Raw genomic sequence first — 20,293 nt, forward strand, 5'->3', positions numbered from 1 at the left:
GCGAGGCGTGCCCGGGAAATGTCAGGCCGTCTTTTAAACATGAGAACCTCGTCGTCCTTCTTCACGTTGCGATGTCTGGGGAATGTCCAGGTCCAGCCGGTTCAGCGCGCGTCGATGCAGCAGCACGCCGCCAAGCAGTCCGATAAGCACGACGCTTGCGAGCGTCGCCACGAGCAGCAGCACGATGTGGCTCGCGAAGAACCACTGCACGGCCAGCCGCAGCGGCAGCGAGCCGACGAAATAGTTCTGCTCGCTGTTGAGCGTGGTCAGGACGCCGCCGTGCGCGATGACGAGACTGCCGTTGATGGTGTCGCCCACGCGATAGCGGCGCGATTGCAGCACGCTCACCACAGCGTCGAGCCCGCCCGGCGTATTGCCCGAGACCACCACCACGCTGCGTCCGCGCGCGAGCGGCGACTGCAGGCCGGCCACCATGCCGTCGTGGTCGTCGCTGCGATAGAGCGCGGCGATTTCCGCCTCGTGGCGCGCCTGCGCCTGGCCGCCGGTGAGCCGGTCCCACCACGCGGCGAACCCGTGGCCCGCACGCGTATCCGGGCCGAAAAAGCCGCGCGGCATCGCGTCGTGCCACTGCTTGAGCAAGGGCTGGTTGTCGCCCGAGGCCAGCACCAGCAGGTCCTTTTGACGCAGCGCGCCGATCTGATCGGCACTGGCCACCGTCACGCCCAGCGCCGGATAGCCCGTCGCCTGGCCCATGCTCGCCATGAGCGTGAGGTAGGCCGAATAATCGGCGGCGACCGGTTGCGCGGGCAGGATCACCGCGCTTTCGGACAGGTCGGCCATGCGCGTAAACGGGAAGCCCGCGTCGCTGAAGGCGCGCAGATCGGGCATGGCGGCGTAGCGCGGCAGATGCGAGATGTCGATCGTCGAAGTCGGATCGATGGCGCTCATCAGCGGGCCGCCCGGCAGATCCTGCCAGCCATCCCTGGTCTTGACCGCTTCGTACTGGTAGTCGAACTGCAGCGTCGTGAGCGGCGGCAGCAGATACGGCGGAATGTGCAACACGGCGCGCGCGTCGGATGCGTCGCCGCGCAGCGCGAGCGTGCCGACCGGCGTGTTGCCCGCCAGCACGCGCAGCGCCGATTGCGTCGAATCCGGCCGCCCCGTGTAGCGGTAATGCAGATCCAGCACCGCGCCGCTGCTGTCGAAACCGAACAGACCAGGCGGCAGGCGCAGATCCACGTCGATTGCACCCGGACGGAAGCCCTGCACCGTGAAGCGCCCGGCGGGCAGGAGTTCGCCCAGTTCCACCGGACGGTCGCCAGGCAGCCAGTTCGGGGCGTCGAAAGGCAAGCGCGGCGCGACGTTGACGGGGCCGTCGATACGCACCTGCGCGCCCGACAGCGTCTTCGCGCCCAGCACCAGCGCCTTCGCGGCCACGCGCAGTTGCGCTTCGTCGCGGCCCGTCACCAGCAGCAGCTTGCCGTTGGGATCGTTGGGGTTGGCGACGATGGCGATGGTCGGGCCGTCCACCGTGGCGCCGGCCAGGCCCAAGGACGGCAGTTCATCGCGCAGCGCCAGCACCACGCCATGACCGTGCGCGGGCAAGCCGCCCAGGCTCGCGCCAAAGTGCGAGCCGCGATAACCCGCCTGCGCGCCGAGCCACGAAGTGACGATGCCCGCCGATTCGAGGCGCCCGGCATCCGGCGTGCGCGGCAGCACCACGGGCAGATCCACGCGGCGCACATCGCGCGCGTCGAAGAACGGCGCGGGCAGACGCGACAGGTCGCTGGCCTGATTGATGGGCGCGACGGTCAGTTCGAGCGCGCTGTTCGGTCCGGCCTTGAGCCACAGGTCGGGACTCTGCGGATCGTTGCCCACGTCGCTCGCCTTGCTGTGCGCGATCAATTCCAGGTTCAGATGATTGAACGCGGTGAGCACGGAAACGGGCAGATCGACCGTCGTCGTCATCGACGTGGACGGGGCGGGCTCGGGCAGCGCAATCGTTGCGCCCACCACGCTATTGAGCAGCACGTTCAGATGCGAGAGCCCCGGCAGCAGTTTCGGCGAATAGCGATAGTCCAGCACCAGACGCGCGCTGACCACGTGCTCGTCCTGGCGCAGGCCGAAGTCCATGCCGCCATAGGCGTCCTCGCCGAGCAGCGTCATCCCCTGCGCGGCATTCTCTCGCGACAGCGGGATGCGATAGGTGTAGGTATCGGTAGCGGTATCGGTATCGGCGGCGGGCTGCGCGGGCGCTTCGGCCGCCACGGCCTGCGAAGCGGGCGATGGCGATGAAGCAACCGCGGCAACGGCGGCAACAGAAGCCGTTGCAGCCGTAGCCTGGGCGATCGCCACGTTGGCCCCGAGCGCCAGCACGGCCAGCGCCGAACCGAGCGACGCAGCCAGACGCACGCGCGTCGAGACGCGCAAAGACGACAGGTGGACGGGATTCACGATTGCTTCGATCCCATCTTGCTGGCCGCCGTTTGCGCGACGCGGTTCAAACGCTCGCTCCCGCCCAGCAGCACAAAGCGGAACAGGTCCTTGAGGCCGCGCAGGCCCACGCCCAGCACTTCCAGCAGGCTGCGCAGCGGCCGATCCGGGCGATAGCGGCCCCACGAGGCAATCCAGCTATCGGCGCGCGAGAACGTCACGCGCATGAGATCGCGCTCCTGATCGATCGTCAGCGCCGGGAAGCTCACGCCCACGTTGCGGCCCCGCACGACCTGGACTTCGGCGGGGAACTTGCCTTCGTAGTCGTCGCGGAACACGGAAACCAGAATGCGCTCGCCACGCTGCGGCAGCGGCGCGTCATCGGGCAGCACCAGGCCCAGGCCGCCCTGCGAATAGTCGCTGGTCTGGCAGTCGATGTGGCGGCCATTAGCCAGCCGCACGGCAGCGGGCAGCTTGATCTGCACGCGCGGCGTGAGACGCAGCTGGCGCGACTCGGTCGCCACGCCCGCAGCCGCGCTCAGGTTCATCACGTTGTAGATCACCCAGACCAGGTTGAACACGATACTCATCGCCTCCGGCCAGCCGGGGCTGCGGATCAGCCCGACGATGCCCACCACGAAGCCGGTCAGATTAATGATCAGCAGGCCGATATAAGGCCGCGCCATCGCCCAGTCGAGGAAGGACTTGCGGATCACGCCGCCCTTCGAGGTCACGTTAAAACCCTTGCTGCCGGGAAAGAACACGGCCTGCAGCGCGGGCACGACCACGTACCAGGCCAGCACCGTTTCGTAGACTTCGCTCCAGAACGAGTGGCGAAAACGCCCCTGGATGCGCGAAGCGCCGATGCTCGAAATCACGAGATGAGGCACCGCATAGGCGAGCACCATCAGCGCCGACGCGTGGAACACATGCGCGCCGAAAAACAGATACGCCATCGGCGTAATCAGGAACACGAGGCGCGGCAGGCCGAAGAAGAAGTGCATCATCGCGCTCAGGTAGCACAGGCGCTGCGGCAGCGACAGGCCCTTGATCAAGAGCGGATTGAACTGGCGGAAGATCTCGGCCATGCCGCGCGCCCAGCGAATCCGCTGGCCGACGTGACGGCCCAGGCTTTCGGTGGCGAGGCCCGCGGCCTGCGGGATCGCCAGATACGCCGTGTTGTAGCCCTTCATGCTCATCTTGAGCGCGGTCAGCGCGTCTTCCGTGACGCTTTCCGTGGCCACGCCGCCCACTTCCTCAAGCGCCGAACGGCGCAGCACCGCGCAGGAACCGCAGAAGAACGCCGCATTCCAGAGGTCGTTGCCGTTCTGCAGGACGCCGTAGAACAGGTCGCCTTCGTTGGGTACCTTGCGGAAGGTTTCGAGGTTGCGCTCGAACGGGTCCGGCGAATAGAACACGTGCGGCGTCTGCACCATCGCCATCTTCGGATCTTTCAGGAACCAGCCCATGCAGATCTGCAGGAACGAGCGGGTGGTCACGTGATCGCAGTCGAATACGGCGACGAATTCGCCGTGGGTTTTCGCGAGCGCCGCGTTGAGGTTGCCCGCCTTGGCGTGCTTGTTGTCGGGGCGCGTCAGATATTCCACACCCGCCTGCTCGCAGAACTGATGAAACTCGGGGCGACGGCCATCGTCGAGCAGGTACACGCGCAGCTTGTCGGCGGGCCAATCGAGCAGCGTCGCGGCCAGCACCGACTGGCGCACCACTTCGAGCGGCTCGTTATAGGTGGGAATGAACACATCCACCGTCGGCCACGCCGAGGTATCGGCGGGCAGAGGCACGGGCCGGCGATGCAGCGGCCAGAGCGTCTGAAAGTAGCTGCACAACAACATCAGCACCGCGTAGCCTTCGGCGGCCAGCAGCAGATAGCCGAACACCCGGTCCAGCGGCGTGGTGAAATCCAGCGTCTGCGTCACGCGCCAGTAGAGATAGCGCATCGACATGAACACCGACAGCGCCACCAGCGAGACCGTGAGCACGCGCCCCTGAAGGCGGCTGAGCAGCAGCGCGACCGCCATGCAGAGGATCGCGAACAGCCATTGCTGCGACAACGCCAGGTGCACGGTCAGCGTGGAGACGAACAAGGCCGCCGCCGCGAGCGTCACGCTCAGGCGCGCCCAGGCCGGGGCCAGCAGCGCGGTGCCGGTGTTCAGCAGGGTGTCGTCCCAGTCGCCCGCGTCGTCGGTCTGCCCCGAACCGGCGGGCTGCGATTGAGCGACTTGAGCGGCTTGCGCCGGACCCTGCTTCGGCGATGTCGGCTTGCGTTTCATGAATGCCATGGCGGTTTTTCCTCAACGCGTCCTGATCCAGAGCACGATCAGCAGCACCAGCACCGCACACAGCAGCACGGCCATCAACCGATACACGCTAACTTTGCGCGACTTCTGCGCGGCTTGGCCGGCTTGGCCGGTTTGCCCGGCTTGCTCATGCCGACGGCGTTCTTCGTCGTCCAGCACGACAGCCGTTACGGCCTGCGCTGCGTCGGCCTGCGCCTTGGGCGCGGCAGAAGCTTCATCGCGACGCGAAGGCAGAAGCTGCAGCACCTGATCGGCGCACTGCGTGAGATCGAAGCGCCCCACGCTGTCCTGCGAAGACTCGACGACGGTTTGCCCTTGCGCCAACGCTTCGCTCACCGAGCGGTCGGCGCGCACGCGAGCGAGCACGCGCGTGCCGAGTACGCCCTCGATCAGTTGCAGCGCTTCGCGCGACAGACGGCTCGCTGCATCGAGCTGGTTGACGATGTAGACGGAATCGACGCTGCCGGGCCGCGCGCTGTAGTGGCGGCGGATCAGATTTTCGATTTGCGGCAAGGTGGCGTACGACGCCGCATCGGCCAGCACGACGGAGACCACCCGATCGGCCGCGCCCAGCGCCTGGCGCAACGTGTTGGAGACACCCGGCGGTGTGTCGAGGATCACGACGGCATCGTCGGGCAGCGCGAGGCTGCGCAGTTGCGTCGAGAGCCAGTGCGGATCGTCGGCGATGCGACGCTCCAGCGCGGGCAGATCGGCTTCATTGATCCGGCCAAACGGCAGCACGTGCACGCCCGACGCAGCGCGCGTGCAGGCATCGCTCCACGCCGCGCCGGCCACGCTGGCGCGCGACAGGCCGCCGATGTCCTGCGGCTTGCCGCCCAGATGCAGATGCAAGGCGTTCTGCGGATCGAGATCGACGGCCAGCACCGTGCGCCCATGGCGGCTCAGCGCCACGGCCAGGTTGGCGGCAATCGTGCTCTTACCCACGCCGCCCTTGGCGGAAACGACAGCGACGACAATCATGGCTTGCCGCGCGGCGCGGTATCGTTACGCACGCCGGTACAAACGCCGGTACGCGCATCGGTGCGAGGCTCGTCGCGCGCCATCAGGCGGGCAAACACACTGCTGAGCGCGGCCGGTTGCGGCGCGGCGGCGGTGGGCGCGGGCGTGGCTTGAGCCGCGGGTTCGGCGCTGGGTTCGAGCGCAGGTCCAATCGAAGATTTGACTGAAGGTTCAACCGAGGAGCCAACCACAGGCTGAGTCTGCGCCTGAACCGGCGCTTCAACAGCAGCTTGAATCGTGGGCGTTTCCTGCGCGGCGGTCACGACCGGAGGCGGTTCTTCCGTCACGGCGGCGATGGACCACGAGATCAGCGGCTGAGCGGCATCGGGCGCGGCATCGTCCTGCGCGGCGAGATCCGGATCGGCATCGGCGTGCGCGGACCAACGCCCGCGCGCGCCTTCCAACTGCTCCGTTCTCTCCACTTCCTGGTACTGCGCTGCACTTCCGCCTGCCACGGCAAAAAGTTTCGCAATATCCGAAGCACCGCTCATGCGCTAACCCCATCGATTTCGTTGTGCTATTCACCACTACGCGTCATGCGCAAGAGCACAAACTGCTGTTTTCGATTCGATCTATTACTTTCCCTTTCCTTGCCGCTTATCTGCCGAAAAGAAAAACCATCGTGCCTGAAACATCCGCCGGACCTGCCGTGCTCATTCGCAATTGCGAATCCGCGCCAAGCTGATGCATCCATGTTTCGTAGGCGCTTTCAAGAAATGCCCCGGCCCACGCGAGGCTATCTGCGCCAAATACCGCCTTGAGCGGTGCGTGGTAATGCGTCAGCACCAGCCAGTCCTGAGCCTCGCGAATCTCCACCACGCCCCAGCCCAGCTCGTTCCAGACGCGATTCATCGCGTCCTGCATCTCGGCCACCGTGCCCGCGCCCGCCAGCGTGTATTGACGGGCAAACTGGCTGCCCGCACCGCGCATGAGCTGGGTAAGAAGCCGGGGCGTCAGGTTTTGCATCAGTTCCTGCGAGAAGACAGACAGGAACGGCTGCCATTGCGGTGCAGACGTGGAATTCATGGCGTATCGATGGGCCCTGCCGGGCGGCGCACATTGCTACTGCAGAACTGGGAAAACGGCCCTGAGCACCATTGGGGCAGTGACCGACGTTTTGCGCAATGATCACAAACGTAGCGCGCGCCGGATTATACTTTTTATTCATCCGGTTTTTATTTTTAAATTTGTGGGGCGCCGCACAATCTGTCACTCCTGCGCGACAAATTAATCAGGTAAAACGTTTGCGACTTAAAGGGGGCACGTCGAAAGTATCGGTGTCGTAACGGATTGCGATATTCATCAGACTAGTCATCGCGTTGCGCGGCTTTTCGCCATCTTTCCCCCGGGTCTCCATTACGAAAAGCTGTCAAGGCGTGACGGCGGCGTAGGCGAGGTGTGCTTCGACCTGCACTTCGACCTGCACTTCGACGCTCCTGCCTGTGATCTGCGCAGACGCGCTGAACGCCCGTGCGACAGGCGCGGCGTCGATAGCTTGTACCTCGGGCGCGGGTTTCGCCATACCGTGCTGCCATTGCCCGGTTTCGAGCTCGCCGTCCCAGAGCGGGCCGTGAACCTCCAGGTCGACCGCGCCTTGCGGATGCGCCTCGAACAATCCGGTGTAAATCGCCTGAGCGATTGCCAGGCGCGCGAGATCTTCCGCACGTGCGTGCGCAAATGTTTCGTCGCGCACTCTGGTCACCATCAGCGAAAACGGCTTCACTGCCGCACCGATCCGGATGAAGGTCGCGCTGACGCCGTGCACCACGATGACGCTGTAGCGCGCCGGTTCGTTTCCCGCCGGTTCGTTTCCATTCCCCGGGAAACGAAACATGAATTCGGTGGTTTTCATTTTTTATTGCGACCTTCTCTACCCGCGCACGCATGCGGGCATGAGGTCATTCTGATTTATCTTTTATCTGTATCCGGCATACACGTACAAAAAAGGCTGCCGTATCGTCCGATGTGGCAGCCAGTCAATCCTTTGGTGCAGCGGCAATCGCCGGATGGCCGATCGCGTATCCCGTCTGAAATCGCGAACGGAGAAAATCCTAACATACGAGGGACTGCTTACAATATCGCCAGAATATGAATTTCGGATTGATTTGTTTATTTTTTGGGAGCAAACGTTTGCATGTTTATTGCGCGAACGGCCGCGCGAATCAACGCTGAGCTACGGCGTTTTTGCCCGGCAAAATTTAGGGTTGCATCGGCGACAACGGCCTTTTCCTCTGAACAAAGCGCACGCTGCACGGGTTTCGTAGGTGGCGAAAAAATCATGGGTTCAAGTCGTCATCCGCCATTCGCAAGCGACTTTTGTGCGGTAGGTAACAACGGCGATTGACTCAATGTGGGAAACCTCCCATATTTTCTTCAAGCGGCTGAAGCCAATCCGGTCGCGTCGCTTTCCGGCTTTCCTGCGCATGTAGATCGTGTTCCGCGATTGTTCGCCGATCGCTTCAACGACGATCCTGAGCATGCCGAAATGGCATCGCCATCACGGTGGGGCTACAGCATGTCTGCTCAGACTATTCGTGACCAGCATTTGCCCGCAGCATGCAAGCACTGTGGCGCGATGCTCAAGGAGTACGCCGACAGCTGCCCTTACTGCGGCGCGAAGCGCCCGCTGGAACTGGCAGCGCTGCGCGTGCGCTCCAGAAACCCTTCGCTGCCTCCCGGCGTGCCCTCCGCGCCAGCCAATCTGGCCGTGCGGGATCATCCGCCGGTCAAGCCTGAATTCCAGGCACACACGACCATCGAGCACGAATCCGCGCCTGGACAGGTCAAAGCGCGCAGTGTCCCCAGAACGATGTTGCTGGTGCTGCTCCTCCTCGCGCTCGTCTATGCCGCGTATCTGATACTGGGCGGCAATCGCAAGCCCGATGGCGCGAGCGACGATCAAGGCACGCATTCGCTGGTCGGATCGATTTTGCCCTACTTGCCGCACCCGCTCGCGAAGGCCTCCGACACCGCCAACACCGGCCCGCCCGCGCCGCAGACAGATGCACCGAAGCCCGCTGCCGTGCCTCAATACAAGGACGTCCCCGAGAGCCTGCGCGCCGCACACGCCAGTCTGGCTGCGAACAATCTGTCTGACGCGAGGGCTGCGGACAACGCCGCCCTCGCGCGCGACGCCGGCAACAACGACGCACTGGCAATCCAGCGCGCTATCGCCACGCGCGAACAACAGCGCGACGGCGCCCTGCAGAACGCCGATCGATGCGTGAACCAACGCGATTGGGCCTGCGTGCAGCAACAGGCATCGCAGGCGCTGGCGATCGATTCGAGCAGTGTGCAGGCGCAATCGCTGATGGAGCGCGCGATCCTGTCGACGGCATGGGCGCCGCAGGCTTCGGCGAACGCGGCGACGCCGGCGGCCTCCACCAGCAGTCCCTCGGGCAACGACAGCTCGGTCGACGCGCGCCAACGCGCGATCCTGCAGAACGGCTGGAAGCAAGCCACACCGTCCGGCTCGGGCCATTGAAGCGGTTTGCTTTTTTTCGAAGTCAGCCTTCCATCACATCCCCAGCGGGAGACAGACATGCTGAAGACGACTCTAGCGGCACTGGCGGGCCTGATCGCCCTGCTTTCCTCGACGCTGGCCGTCGCGGCATCTGCAGACGCGCATTACAAGATCACCACCGGGCCGGAGCGCGGCACGTACATCCAGATCGGCCAGGATCTGTCTAAATGGGTCGCGCAACCGGCCGGCATCGACCTCGAAGTGCTGCCCTCGAAAGGCTCGGCGGAAAACGTCCAGCGCATGCGCTTCGAGCCGGGCGTGAAACTCGCGCTGGTGCAGTCCGATGTCTATCAGGCCTATGTCGATATGGCCAATGCCGGCAACCAGGACGCCGGCACGACGATCCGCCCGTTGCGCCTCATCATGCCGCTCTACGACGAGGAGATTTATTTCGTCGTACGTAACGACTCGCCGATGAAGAACATCAACGAGATCAAGGACAAGACCATCAGCGTTGGGCTGATCGGCAGCGGAACCGCGCAATCGGCGACCACGCTGTACCGTCTGATGTTCGGCCAGCCGATTCCCGACCAGAATGTGCAGCACTTGAGCAACGAAGACGCGCTGGCGGCTCTGATCGTCAAGAAGATCGACGTGGCGATCGTCGTGGCGGGGCAACCGGCGAAGCTGTTCACCGACATGAATCCCAGCCTGCTGCAGCAGATCCGCTTCCTGCGCGTCGATCCGGCCGCGCCCGAAACGGCGCGCGCCAGGCAGACCTACTTCCCCGCCACGATCCACACGTCGAGCTACCCCAACTGGCTGAAGGAAGATGTGCCGACGTGGACGGTCAAGGCTTTTCTTGTCACTTATGACTACAACCTGCGCGATACTGTCGGCAACCTGAAACGCTTCGCCGATTCGTTGTGCGAGAACTTCGATAACCTCCAGGAACACGGCCACCCGAAGTGGAAACAGGTCAAGCTCGAACTGCCCGGACTCGGCAAAGGCTGGCAATACTATCCGCCGGTCGAGCGGCGGCTCAAAGCCTGTTTCGCGCATCGCGCGGCGATGCAGGCCGCCGCGGGAACCAGCGCCCCCCAACAGGCGACTTCCGGGCAGACCATCAACGGACGGCCGTGTACGGATCAGGAACGTCTGCTATTGCTGTGCGGCAAGCAGTGAAGCATGCGATCGATGCCCGGCACCGGGCACGTCAAGCTCGTCAAGCGCGCGCGGTGCAGGCGATTTTCGTCAGCACCTTGGCGGGCCCAACCTGCTCGGCCTGCTCGAAACGGATCATTGCACGGCGCCGGCTGGCGCGATGTGAGAAGCAAACCACACGTATGCAACCGTCACTGCAAATCGCTTGAACAGCGGCTTATTCATGCTGTGCATCCTGCGGTTTGACGCCACGCGCCTCGTCCTCTTCGAATGCGGGCAAGCGCCAGCCGCGCCAGATCGCAATCAGCCGCAAGGTCAGGCCCAGCACGAAACTCACGGCGGTATCCACGTCCTGATCGACCCCGGCGGCGCGCAGCAGCAGAAACAGGCCGCCCGCAAGCAGCGAAACGCTCGCATACAACTCGCGCTGAAACACTACCGGCACGCGGTTGCAGAGCACATCGCGCAACACGCCGCCGAATACGCCCGTCATCATGCCGGCCATCATGACGACCGGAACTTCATAGCCCATCGTCAATCCCACGTTGCACCCGATCAGCGTGAACGCCATCAGCCCCATCGCATCCAGCACGAGAAAGATTTCGCGCAGATGACGCAAAAATGGCGCGATCAGCGTCGTCAGGAGACCTGCGGACAGCACCAGATAGAGATAGCCCGGATGCTGGGTCCACGCGACCGGAAAGTGCCCGAGAAAAATATCGCGCACGGTGCCGCCGCCAAGCGCCGTCACAAAGGCAATCACCAGCACGCCAAAGACGTCCAGATTGCGGCGTCGGGCGGCAAGCGCGCCGGTCATGGCTTCGGCTGTAATGGCGACGAGATAGATGAGATTCAGCATGCTGCGCACCTCGGCGAAACGCGTTGGGCATGCGAATGAAGATGCAGCAGGAAATCCGCGAAAGGCGGCGAAAAAAACGGGGAAGCGCGCATAGGAACCTGAGAAAGAACAAGGCGGATTTTGGGCCTGCCTTGTACGCCTCTCCCTCTGTCCTTTTACCTGAGAGTTCGGGCTCGCGTGCGAGCCTGCCCCTTCGGTGGGCCACAGTCCAGTGCGTGAATAGCGCACCAAACGCTGCCTCTCTCCAGTCGGCGAATGTCTTTCGTGGTACGTCTGCCTGAGCGATTCCGGGAGCTTGCGCCTTCGGCGGAGGCCTGGTTGCCTCACTCTCCCACGAAAGAATCGGCGCAATTATGGGTGCCATGCGTCGATCATGTCAAATCGCTGACATGGGCTGACTGAAAGCTGTCTGCACGGTCAGTGAACGATAATCACCGCCGTTGGCCGCCGCTTCACGATAAACCGATCCCCCTTCGCCAGGGCAAGGACACTTCATGCCAGATGCTGCTCCCCGTTCACAACGCGTCGCCCCGCTGTTCGCGCTTCTGCCTTTTCTGCGCCCCTATGCCGGGCGCTGGGCGCTTGCGTTTCTTGCGCTTCTTACCTCGGCGGGTGCAACGCTGGCGTTGCCCGTCGCCTTCAAATATTTGATCGACCGGGGTTTCGCCAGCGGCGATCGCACGCATATCGACCGCTATTTCATTGCGCTTTTCATCGTCTCGCTGATCCTCGCCGCGGCGACGGCCTTGCGCTTCTATTGGGTTTCCTGGCTGGGCGAGCGCGTCACAGCGGATTTGCGGCGCGCGGTCTACGACCACGTCATGCGCATGAGCCCCGAATTCTTCGAGACCACCCAGACCGGCGAAGTCCTCTCGCGTCTGACGACGGACACCACGCTGATCCAGGCCGTGGTGGGCACGAGCCTGTCGCTCGGCGTGCGCAACGCGCTGCTGACGATCGGCGGCGTGACCATGCTGGTCACCACCAGCCCGGTGCTGTCCGGCTACATCATTGCAACGCTCGTGGTGGTGGTCGCGCCGATCGTCATCTTTGGCCGCCGTGTGCGCAAGCTGTCGCGCGCAAGCCAGGACAAGGTCGCCAATGCGAGCGCGCTAGCGGGCGAAGTGCTCAACGCCATGCCAACCGTCCAGTCGTACACCCAGGAAGGCTATGAGACAAAGCGCTTCGGCGGCGCGGTGGAAACAGCGTTTGACACGGCGCTCACGCGCATTCGCGCGCGCGCGGGCCTGACCGCCGTGGTGATCGTATTCGTGTTCGCCGCCATCGTCTTCGTGCTGTGGCTGGGCGCGCAAGCCGTGCTGGCCGGGCGCATGACGGCGGGCCAGCTATCCCAGTTCATTCTCTATGCGGTCTTCACGGCAGGCGCGGTGGGCGCGGTCGCCGAAGTCTGGGGCGATCTGCAGCGCGCCGCCGGCGCAACCGAAAGACTGCTGCAACTGCTGGCCGCGCGTTCGCCAGTCGTTGAGGCCGCAACCACCGTGCCGCTGCCTGCGCAAGGCGAAGGCATCCGGTTCGAGAACGTGAGTTTTTCGTATCCGTCGCGGCCCGGCCTCGCCGCGCTCGATGGCTTCACGCTCGATGTACGGCCCGGTGAACACGTTGCGCTGGTGGGGCCTTCGGGAGCGGGCAAGACCACGTTGTTCCAACTGCTGCTGCGCTTTTACGACCCGCAATCAGGGCAGATCATGATCAACGGGGTGCCCACGACGCAGACGTCGCTGCACGCCTTGCGCCAGTCGATCGGCGTGGTGCTGCAGGAATCGGTGATTTTTTCGGGTAGCGTGCTCGACAATATTCGCTACGGCATGCCGGATGCAAGCCTTGAGCAGGTGAAGCGCGCGGCCGCGATGGCCGCCGCCGCGGACTTCATCGAGGCGCTGCCGCAAGGCTACGATACGTTCCTCGGCGAACGCGGCGTGCGCCTGTCCGGCGGTCAGCGTCAACGTCTGGCGATAGCGCGCGCGATCCTGAAGAACCCGCCGATCCTGCTGCTCGACGAAGCCACCAGCGCGCTCGACGCGGCCAGCGAGCGACTCGTGCAGACCGCGCTGGACAACGCCGCGCTCGACCGCACCACGCTGGTGATTGCCCACCGTCTGGCGACCGTGCAGCAGGCCGACCGCATCGTCGTCATGGAGCATGGGCGCATCGTCGCGCAGGGCCGCCACGCCGAACTGTTGCACAGCTCGCCGCTCTACGCGCAGCTGGCGGCGCTGCAGTTCGACATGACTTCCGGCCAATTGCCGGCGCGCGTTTGAGCTGAATAGCCGAATTCCAGTTCGCGCCGCGCCGTGGGGATTCAGGCAAAACGCACGCAATTGCGCCCGTCTTTTTTGGCCTCGTAGAGCGCGTCGTCGGCCACGCCGAATGCATCGCGGTAGCCCTGATCGGTGGGCGCGTTACGCCAGGTATGCGTCGCGCCCATGCTCAGCGTGACCACGCCCAGCGGCGAGCCGCGATGCTCGATGCCCAGCCGCTCCACACCGGCGCGCACGCGCTCCAGCGCGTAGCCCAGTTCCGCGCGCTCGACGCCCGTGAGCAGCAGCGCGAATTCCTCGCCGCCCACGCGGCCCGCAATCATGTTGTGCTCGTCGGCGGCTTCGCGCAGCACTTGCGCGACCGCGCGCAGACAGCCATCGCCGGCCGGGTGGCCGTAGGTGTCGTTGTACTGCTTGAACCAGTCGATATCGACCATCACCGAACCCACGCCCTCGCCGTCCGGCGTGTCCTGCCAGCGGTGATGCACGCTTTCGAGCGTGCTGCGGCGATTGAACAGTTGCGTGAGCGGGTCGACGGCCGAGGCCATGCGCAGGCGCAGATCGTTCTCGATCATCTCGCCCAGGTGGCGCAGCACGCCGCGCGCGTTCGCATCCATACGGCGCGGCTCGGGGTCCATCGCGCACAGCGCGCCGATCGGCTCGCCGTCGGGCAGACGGATCGGCACCGCCGCGAAGAAGCGCACATGCGGCGGATACTGCACGAGATCGCAGCCCTGCACATCGGCGCGCTCGTGCGTGTCCTCGACCACGAAGACCCCGCCGTTGCGCAGCGCGTGCTCGCTCAACGAACTATCGCGCGGCGTGTTCGCCACCAGCGCGCCCAGATCGCCGCAAAAGTGCTGATGCGCGGCGTCGAGCAGCGTCACGGTGGTATAGGCCGCGCCCGTCACGAACTTGAGGATGCCGGTAGCGTGGCCGAAGCACTCGCGCATGACCTGATCGTCATGCAAAAGCCACTCGACCACCGACGGCTCAGCGTGAGTGGGCTGGAAGCCGCTCATGAAGATCTGCGGGCGCGAGGCGGGACGATCGGAGCCGATGAGCAAGGACACGATAGCTTCAGTTGAGTTCGATGCCTTTTTAACGGCCCGAAGCGGGCAAAGTTTAGCGAGATCCGTACCCGATCTTTTTTACCGGTTGCTTACTGGTTTTGTAGGATGAATAGGCTTATCCCCGGTGAAGCAGCGTTCATTTAATCTGGATTCCAAATTAATCAGACGTGGCTTCAGCGCTCAGATATTTCGCGCGGCCATCAAATCGGCGGCGCTTGCGGCCGCGCTCCAGGCCAACTGGATTTCGGCCAGAACCTTTCGCGCGGTGGCGGTGTTGTGGGTCATCTGCGTGTCTCCTGCGTGTTTCCTGGGCCGCGCGACGAGGCGCGCATCGCGCCCAGCATGATCGCTTTTTCGATTGCGCCCTCGATGCTACCCCTCGCTCCCCTCCGCTACCCGCTAAAATCCCGGGTTTTCTTTTCCACCCGGCCTTTCCCGATGCAACCCGCTTCGCCCTGGCAACCCGCCTCACACCCCATCGACGACGCCCCTGTCGGCCGCGACCTGGTCTACGGCCCCGACGACAAGCCCGCCCCCACCATCGCCTTCGTGGCCGCGCTCCAGCATCTGCTGGCCATCCTCGTGCCGATCGTCACGCCCGGCCTGCTGATCTGCCAGTCGCTCGGCGTCTCCAGCCGCGACACCACGCTGATCGTGTCGATGTCGCTGGTGATTTCGGGTATCGCCACCTTCCTTCAATGCCGCCGCTTCGGCCCGCTGGGCGCGGGACTGCTGATCGTGCAGGGCACCAGCTTCAACTTCGTCGGCCCGCTGATCGCCGGCGGCAGCCTGATGGTCAAGCAGGGCACGCCGGTGGAAACCGTCATGGCCGCGATCTTTGGCGTGGTCATCGCGGGTTCGTTCGTCGAAATGGCCGTCTCGCGCATTCTGCCCTTCGTCAAGCGCCTGATTACGCCGCTCGTCACGGGCATCGTGGTGCTGCTGATCGGCCTCACGCTCATCAAGGTGGGTCTCATCAGCATGGGCGGCGGCTACGGCGCCATCGCCAAGGGCAATTTCGCCAGCGTCGAAAACCTCACGCTCTCGGGCGTGGTGCTGGGCACCATCATTGTGCTCAACCGCGTGCCCATCGTCTGGGTGCGCAGCACGGCGCTGGTGATCGCGCTGGTGGTGGGCTATCTGGTGGCCGCCGCGCTCGGCCGCCTCGACTTCACGGGGGCGCGCGAAGCGGCGCTGTTCCAGATCCCGACGCCCCTGCACTTCGGCATCGGCTTCTCGTGGTCGTTGTTCGTGCCGATGCTGATCATCTATCTGGTCACCTCGCTCGAAGCGATCGGCGACGTCACGGCCACCAGCAAAATCTCGCGCCAGCCCGTGGAGGGTCCGTTGTGGATGCAACGAATCAAGGGCGGCGTGCTGGTGAACGGCGCGAATTCGCTGCTCGCAGGCGTGTTCAACACGTTCCCAAGTTCCGTGTTCGCGCAGAACAACGGCGTGATCCAGCTGACCGGCATCGCCAGCCGTCATGTGGGCGTCTGGATCGCGGGCATGCTGGTGGTGCTGGGGCTGTTCCCGCCCGTCGCGGGCGTGCTTCAGGCCGTGCCGGAGCCGGTGCTGGGCGGTGCGGCGATGGTGATGTTCGGCGCGGTGGCGGCGTCGGGGATCAATATCCTCGCGGGCATCCGGCTTGATCGTCGCGCGCTGCTGATCATCGCGGTGTCGCTGGCGCTGGGTCTGGGTGTATCGCAGGTGCCGGAGATTCTCACCAGCCTGCCGCATGCGCTGAAGAACGTACTGGAATCGGGCGTAGCCACGGGCGGCATCTGCGCGCTCGTGATGAACTGGTTCCTGCCGGAGCGCAATTAAGCGCGGATCATCCCGCGCGCTTCAAATATGCAGCGGTCACTGCGCCAGCGCACCCTGACCGATGCCGCCGGGGCCTCTGCCCTTCGCGGAGCGCCCGGCCACCACCCTGTCCCGTCCCGCCGCCTTCGCCCGATACAAATTCGCATCGGCGCATTGCAGCGGGTCGCCGGAATGCGATTTCCCTGCCTCGCAGGTGTACACGCCTAGCGAAATCGTCACCCGTCCCGCTGGCGTTTTAGCGGGAATATCGAGCTTGCGCACGGCGCTGCGCATCGCCTCGGCAATCGATATCGCCGACGCCGTCGCGCAACCCGGCAGCAACACCACGAATTCCTCGCCGCCATAACGGCTCACCGCATCGCCCTGCCGCCTCAAACAGCCGTGCAGCGCGTTGGCGACCTGCCGCAGACAATCGTCCCCCGCCGCATGCCCATAGGCATCGTTGAACAGCTTGAAGTGATCGACATCGACCATCAGCACCGATAGCGGCTGCTCCTGATGGCGCGCGACGAGACACTCGCGCGCATAGGCCATGTCGAACCAGCCGCGGTTGTAGAGACCGGTCAACGCGTCGCGGTTCGCCTTTTGTTCCAGGTCTTCGTTGATGCGCGCAAGCCGCGAATAGAGCATCGAGATTTCAACCAGCAGCGCCGCCAGCAGCGCCGACGATGCGATCACCGACGCCACGCGCGCCCCATACCAGCCCAGCGTAAAGCGCGCCGATCCCGCGAGCGTGAGCGTCACATCGGCGAAAAAAGCCAGCAACGCGATGGTTAGCCAGAGATCGAGCACGGTGCGCAAGCGCCCGCTGGCGAGTTGCGCCGCAAGCGCCGCCACCGATACCACCACGACGTAGAACGCAACCGGGCTATGGCGCAGCAAGCTATAGGAGCCGTCCTTGATGAGCATCGGCAGCGCGTCGCCGAAACGCACGGCGACGATACAGCCGAGCACGCTGCCGGCGAGCCCCAGCAGAATCAGCAGACGTGCGTGCTTGAGACGAAAAATGAAACGCGACTGCGCCAGCCAGTGCGCGCCGAAACCCAGCAACACCAGCGTCGGGAAGCCGCCGTGCCAGAGCACCCAGATTCAGACGGCGCTCTGCCTGCTCGCGCCCAGCAAACCGGTGGGCGAAAACACGCCCGGAAAGATCAGCAGTTGCACCGCGCACGTCAGGCTGCTGAAAGCATAGGCCGCCGAGAGCGCCGCATCGATCGGCGACTTGCCCATGCGATAGCGCACCCACATGAGCAGCGAAGTCATCGCCTCGGTCAGCACGACCGCCGTGCAGAAGATCGGCACGAAGGGCGCGCAGGCGGGCAGTTGCGCGGAGGCAAACGGCAGAATGAGCGCCACCAGCACGCCGATCCCCAATGCCAGCCCCAGCGCGATCCAGCGATGCAGAGGGGTCGGACGCCGGGAGGTGATCAGCTTGCTCATGCGGTGTTGGGGCAGCCCGTGGGCGCGGTAAGGACGAGGCGATGATGGAACGTGCCACGGCGGCGCTCGCGGGCCTGGCGCCGGGGGCAAAGCCTCTATAACGGCGATGCGCGCGGCGAGCTTTAGCGCCGCCGCCCCTTTTCAGCGCTAGTGCTTACCCGGCGTCAGCACCACGCGAAACCGCGCCTTGCCGCTCATCATGCGATCGTAAGCTTCGGCGGCGCGTTCGAGCGGATACTCCTCGATCATGGGCTTCACGTCCGAGATCGCACTGAATGCCAGCGTCTCCTGCGAGTCCGCCGCCGTGCCCGACGGCCAGCCCTGCACCGATTGCCGCCCCATGATGAACTGCGTCACCGGCACTTCCACGGGCTCCTGCGCCACGCCCACCATGATCAGCTTGCCGTTCACGCCCAGGCCCGCGAGCGCCGCGCTCATGGCTGCGCCGTTGGTGACCGTCGCCAGAATCACGCGCGCGCCGCCAAGCGCCTGCAGAGTTTCGCCAACGTTCTGCGCCGAGCTGTCGATGTAGTGGTGCGCGCCCAACTGCTTCGCGAGCGGCGCCTTGTCCTGGCCGCGCGCGATCGCCACCGTCACGAAGCCCATCTTGCGCGCGAACTGCACGCCCAGATGCCCAAGGCCACCGATACCGTGAATCGCCGCCACGTCGCCCGCCCGCGCGCCACTGTGGCGCAGCGCGTTGAAAGTGGTGATGCCCGCGCAAAGCAGCGGCGCGGCGTCGACATCCGCGAGATCGTCGGGCATGCGCGCAAGCGCCTCCTGCGGCGCGACCATGTATTGCGCGTAGCCGCCGTCGTAGCTGATGCCAGGGATCTGCGCGTTCTGGCAGAGCACGAAGTCGCCATGACGGCAACGCTCGCAATGGCCGCAATGGCCGCAATGACCGCCATGCCAACCTACGCCGACGCGTTGACCGACGCTCCAGCCTTCGACGCCCGCGCCCATGCGCTCGATCACGCCGGCTATTTCGTGGCCCGGCACGCGCGGAAACGCCAGACCGGGCCACTGACCTTCTTTCGTGAGCGAATCGCTATGGCAGATGCCGCAGGCCTGCACCTTGATCAGCACATGGCCCGCGGCCGGTTCGGGAATGTCCCGCTCGACCAGTTCGAGCGGTCCGCCCGCTTTCGTTACCTGCACCGCCTGCATCGTTGGCATCGTCTGCTCCTTGAGGGGGAAGCGCGGCGTGCGCTCGACCGTTTCTTCCACGCGACGCCGCGGGTGTGTCACGCGCTAGCAGCGTACTCCAGCGGAAAAAATCGCCGCGCATGGGCGGCAGGACGCAGACGGCGTGCGGCGGATCAGGGCGCGAGCGGCTTCGGGGACTTTTTTTCGGGCAGCGGTTGATCGAGGCCAGGCTCCTTCGGCGCGGGCACGGCATCGCCGACCGGAACCGAGATTTCTTCGCGGAATGGGTCGCGCGCGTCGTCCTGTTGCGGCTGTGGCGCGGGTTCGACATCGGCGGGAGGCCGCTTGGGCGGCAGCGGCTGATCGAGGCCGGGTTCGGTGGGCGCAGGCACGGCATCGCCAAAGGGGTGATTTTGCTCCGATGGGAGGATCGGCGGCGCATCGTCTTCCTGCGGGCGCTTGCCGGGTTCGCCGCCGGGTTCCATTACGGCCGGCGGCACGGCGTTATCGGGTGAATCGATGTGGCTGCTCATCGCTGGGTCCTCCCGTCTAGTTGGGCTGGCATGTTTCGCTCGGCAGCATTCGGCGTGCCGAGAATTTCAGGGCGCAATCGCGTAATCAAATTGTCAATGCAGTTGATTATCATTTGCGTTTTTGATCGGTGGGCGGCGAATGGAAACGGTCGAGAGCGCGTTAGCGCCTGGAGTGCGTGATGCGGTCGAAAGCGTGGGCGCGGTCGAGCGCGACGTTGCGCGTTATGACGCGCTCACGCGCGTGCTGCACTGGATTTTTGCGGCCGCGATTCTCTACGCCACGGTCGCGGGCTATGCGCTCGCGCAACTGCCCGATGGCCCGCTGCGCGAGTTTCTTTCGCGCCTGAATATGTCGATCGCGACAGTCCTGATCGTGCTGTTTCCGCTGCGGGTCGGGTGGGCGTCGGTGCGCGTGCCGCCGCGCGAGCCAGCTGGCGTTTCGCCGATGCAGCGCGCGATTGCGCATGGCGCGCATCGGCTGCTCTATCTGACGATCTTTGCGGTGCTCACGAGCGGCTATCTGATGGTGCCGAAGGGCTACGAGTTTTTTGGACTGTTCGAGATTCCGACACCGTTCGCGCAGGGCGCGCTGACTGAACGGCTATTTGCGTTTCATCGCGCCAGTTGCGCGGTGCTGGCGGGGTTGGTGCTGCTGCATGTGCTCGCGGTCGTGAAGCATCAATGGATCGCCCGCAATGGTCTGCTCAGGCGCATGGTTTGAGGACGCGTGGAACCACACGCCGCGCTGCTTTCAAGCCACCACCTTCCGCAGGT

The 20,293-nt window shown here is 64.7% G+C and carries 16 protein-coding genes, 1 pseudogene and 1 riboswitch; of the genes and pseudogenes, 5 read left to right on the forward strand and 12 right to left on the reverse strand.

Annotation, left to right across the window (positions count from 1 at the left end; all coding sequences use genetic code 11):
• Nucleotides 1-33: 33 nt before the first annotated feature.
• The 6 genes from bcsB to F4827_RS14840 form a co-directional block, all read right to left on the reverse strand.
• Entirely contained in the window at nucleotides 34-2,415 is a 2,382-nt protein-coding gene (gene bcsB, locus F4827_RS14815; protein ID WP_311673479.1) for a cellulose biosynthesis cyclic di-GMP-binding regulatory protein BcsB, read from the reverse strand.
• The gene (gene bcsA, locus F4827_RS14820; RefSeq protein ID WP_260175225.1) at nucleotides 2,412-4,694 is read right to left on the reverse strand and encodes a UDP-forming cellulose synthase catalytic subunit; all 2,283 of its coding nucleotides are present in this window, start codon (nucleotides 4,692-4,694) and stop codon (nucleotides 2,412-2,414) included. Before bcsA ends, bcsB begins: the two co-directional genes overlap by 4 nt.
• Nucleotides 4,695-4,706: 12 nt before the next feature.
• Nucleotides 4,707-5,693 (reverse strand): cellulose biosynthesis protein BcsQ, encoded by a 987-nt coding sequence (gene bcsQ, locus F4827_RS14825; protein ID WP_183724691.1) that lies wholly within the window; start codon nucleotides 5,691-5,693, stop codon nucleotides 4,707-4,709.
• On the reverse strand, nucleotides 5,690-6,223 hold the full coding sequence (gene bcsR, locus F4827_RS14830; protein ID WP_183724692.1) for a BcsR/BcsP family cellulose biosynthesis protein: 534 nt from the start codon (nucleotides 6,221-6,223) through the stop codon (nucleotides 5,690-5,692). The genes bcsQ and bcsR overlap by 4 nt, the downstream gene beginning before the upstream one ends.
• 106 nt (nucleotides 6,224-6,329) lie before the next feature.
• A complete protein-coding gene (gene bcsD / locus F4827_RS14835; protein WP_183724693.1) occupies nucleotides 6,330-6,758 on the reverse strand; it encodes a cellulose biosynthesis protein BcsD in 429 nt (142 codons plus the stop codon).
• A 343-nt stretch (nucleotides 6,759-7,101) separates the two neighbouring features.
• On the reverse strand, nucleotides 7,102-7,584 hold the full coding sequence (locus tag F4827_RS14840) for a hypothetical protein (RefSeq protein WP_183724694.1): 483 nt from the start codon (nucleotides 7,582-7,584) through the stop codon (nucleotides 7,102-7,104).
• A 663-nt stretch (nucleotides 7,585-8,247) separates the two neighbouring features.
• Between F4827_RS14840 and F4827_RS14845 the strand changes: the two genes are divergently transcribed.
• Nucleotides 8,248-9,216, forward strand: coding sequence for a zinc ribbon domain-containing protein (locus tag F4827_RS14845; RefSeq protein ID WP_183724695.1), 969 nt, complete (start codon nucleotides 8,248-8,250; stop codon nucleotides 9,214-9,216).
• Between the two features lie 57 nt (nucleotides 9,217-9,273).
• Nucleotides 9,274-10,380, forward strand: a complete 1,107-nt coding sequence (locus F4827_RS14850; RefSeq protein WP_183724696.1) for a TAXI family TRAP transporter solute-binding subunit — start codon at nucleotides 9,274-9,276, stop codon at nucleotides 10,378-10,380.
• Nucleotides 10,381-10,576: 196 nt separating this feature from the next.
• On the opposite strand, the gene F4827_RS14855 is transcribed toward F4827_RS14850, so the two are convergent.
• Nucleotides 10,577-11,218, reverse strand: coding sequence for a trimeric intracellular cation channel family protein (locus F4827_RS14855; protein WP_183724697.1), 642 nt, complete (start codon nucleotides 11,216-11,218; stop codon nucleotides 10,577-10,579).
• Nucleotides 11,219-11,473: 255 nt separating this feature from the next.
• Nucleotides 11,474-11,562: riboswitch (glycine riboswitch) on the reverse strand.
• 150 nt (nucleotides 11,563-11,712) lie between these two features.
• Here F4827_RS14855 and F4827_RS14860 point away from each other — a divergent pair.
• A complete protein-coding gene (locus F4827_RS14860; protein WP_183724698.1) occupies nucleotides 11,713-13,497 on the forward strand; it encodes an ABC transporter transmembrane domain-containing protein in 1,785 nt (594 codons plus the stop codon).
• Between the two features lie 41 nt (nucleotides 13,498-13,538).
• Here F4827_RS14860 and F4827_RS14865 read toward each other — a convergent pair whose 3' ends face one another.
• The gene (locus F4827_RS14865; protein WP_311673484.1) at nucleotides 13,539-14,570 is read right to left on the reverse strand and encodes a sensor domain-containing diguanylate cyclase; all 1,032 of its coding nucleotides are present in this window, start codon (nucleotides 14,568-14,570) and stop codon (nucleotides 13,539-13,541) included.
• 438 nt (nucleotides 14,571-15,008) lie between these two features.
• Between F4827_RS14865 and F4827_RS14870 the strand changes: the two genes are divergently transcribed.
• Nucleotides 15,009-16,397, forward strand: a complete 1,389-nt coding sequence (locus F4827_RS14870; protein ID WP_183724699.1) for a uracil-xanthine permease family protein — start codon at nucleotides 15,009-15,011, stop codon at nucleotides 16,395-16,397.
• 36 nt (nucleotides 16,398-16,433) lie between these two features.
• On the opposite strand, the gene F4827_RS35280 is transcribed toward F4827_RS14870, so the two are convergent.
• From F4827_RS35280 to F4827_RS14890, 4 genes and pseudogenes are all read right to left on the reverse strand, one after another.
• Entirely contained in the window at nucleotides 16,434-17,027 is a 594-nt protein-coding gene (locus F4827_RS35280; protein ID WP_260175238.1) for a GGDEF domain-containing protein, read from the reverse strand.
• Between the two features lie 3 nt (nucleotides 17,028-17,030).
• Nucleotides 17,031-17,837: pseudogene (locus tag F4827_RS35285) on the reverse strand (MASE4 domain-containing protein); the annotation flags it as partial.
• A 147-nt stretch (nucleotides 17,838-17,984) separates the two neighbouring features.
• Nucleotides 17,985-19,016 (reverse strand): alcohol dehydrogenase, encoded by a 1,032-nt coding sequence (locus F4827_RS14885; RefSeq protein ID WP_183724702.1) that lies wholly within the window; start codon nucleotides 19,014-19,016, stop codon nucleotides 17,985-17,987.
• Nucleotides 19,017-19,159: 143 nt separating this feature from the next.
• Nucleotides 19,160-19,519, reverse strand: a complete 360-nt coding sequence (locus F4827_RS14890) for a hypothetical protein (protein WP_183724703.1) — start codon at nucleotides 19,517-19,519, stop codon at nucleotides 19,160-19,162.
• A 139-nt stretch (nucleotides 19,520-19,658) separates the two neighbouring features.
• On the opposite strand from F4827_RS14890, the gene F4827_RS14895 reads away from it, so the two are divergent.
• Nucleotides 19,659-20,240, forward strand: a complete 582-nt coding sequence (locus tag F4827_RS14895) for a cytochrome b (protein WP_183724704.1) — start codon at nucleotides 19,659-19,661, stop codon at nucleotides 20,238-20,240.
• Nucleotides 20,241-20,293 lie beyond the last annotated feature (53 nt).

This window comes from Paraburkholderia bannensis (assembly GCF_014200455.1).
Classification (GTDB): Bacteria; Pseudomonadota; Gammaproteobacteria; order Burkholderiales; family Burkholderiaceae; genus Paraburkholderia; species Paraburkholderia bannensis_A.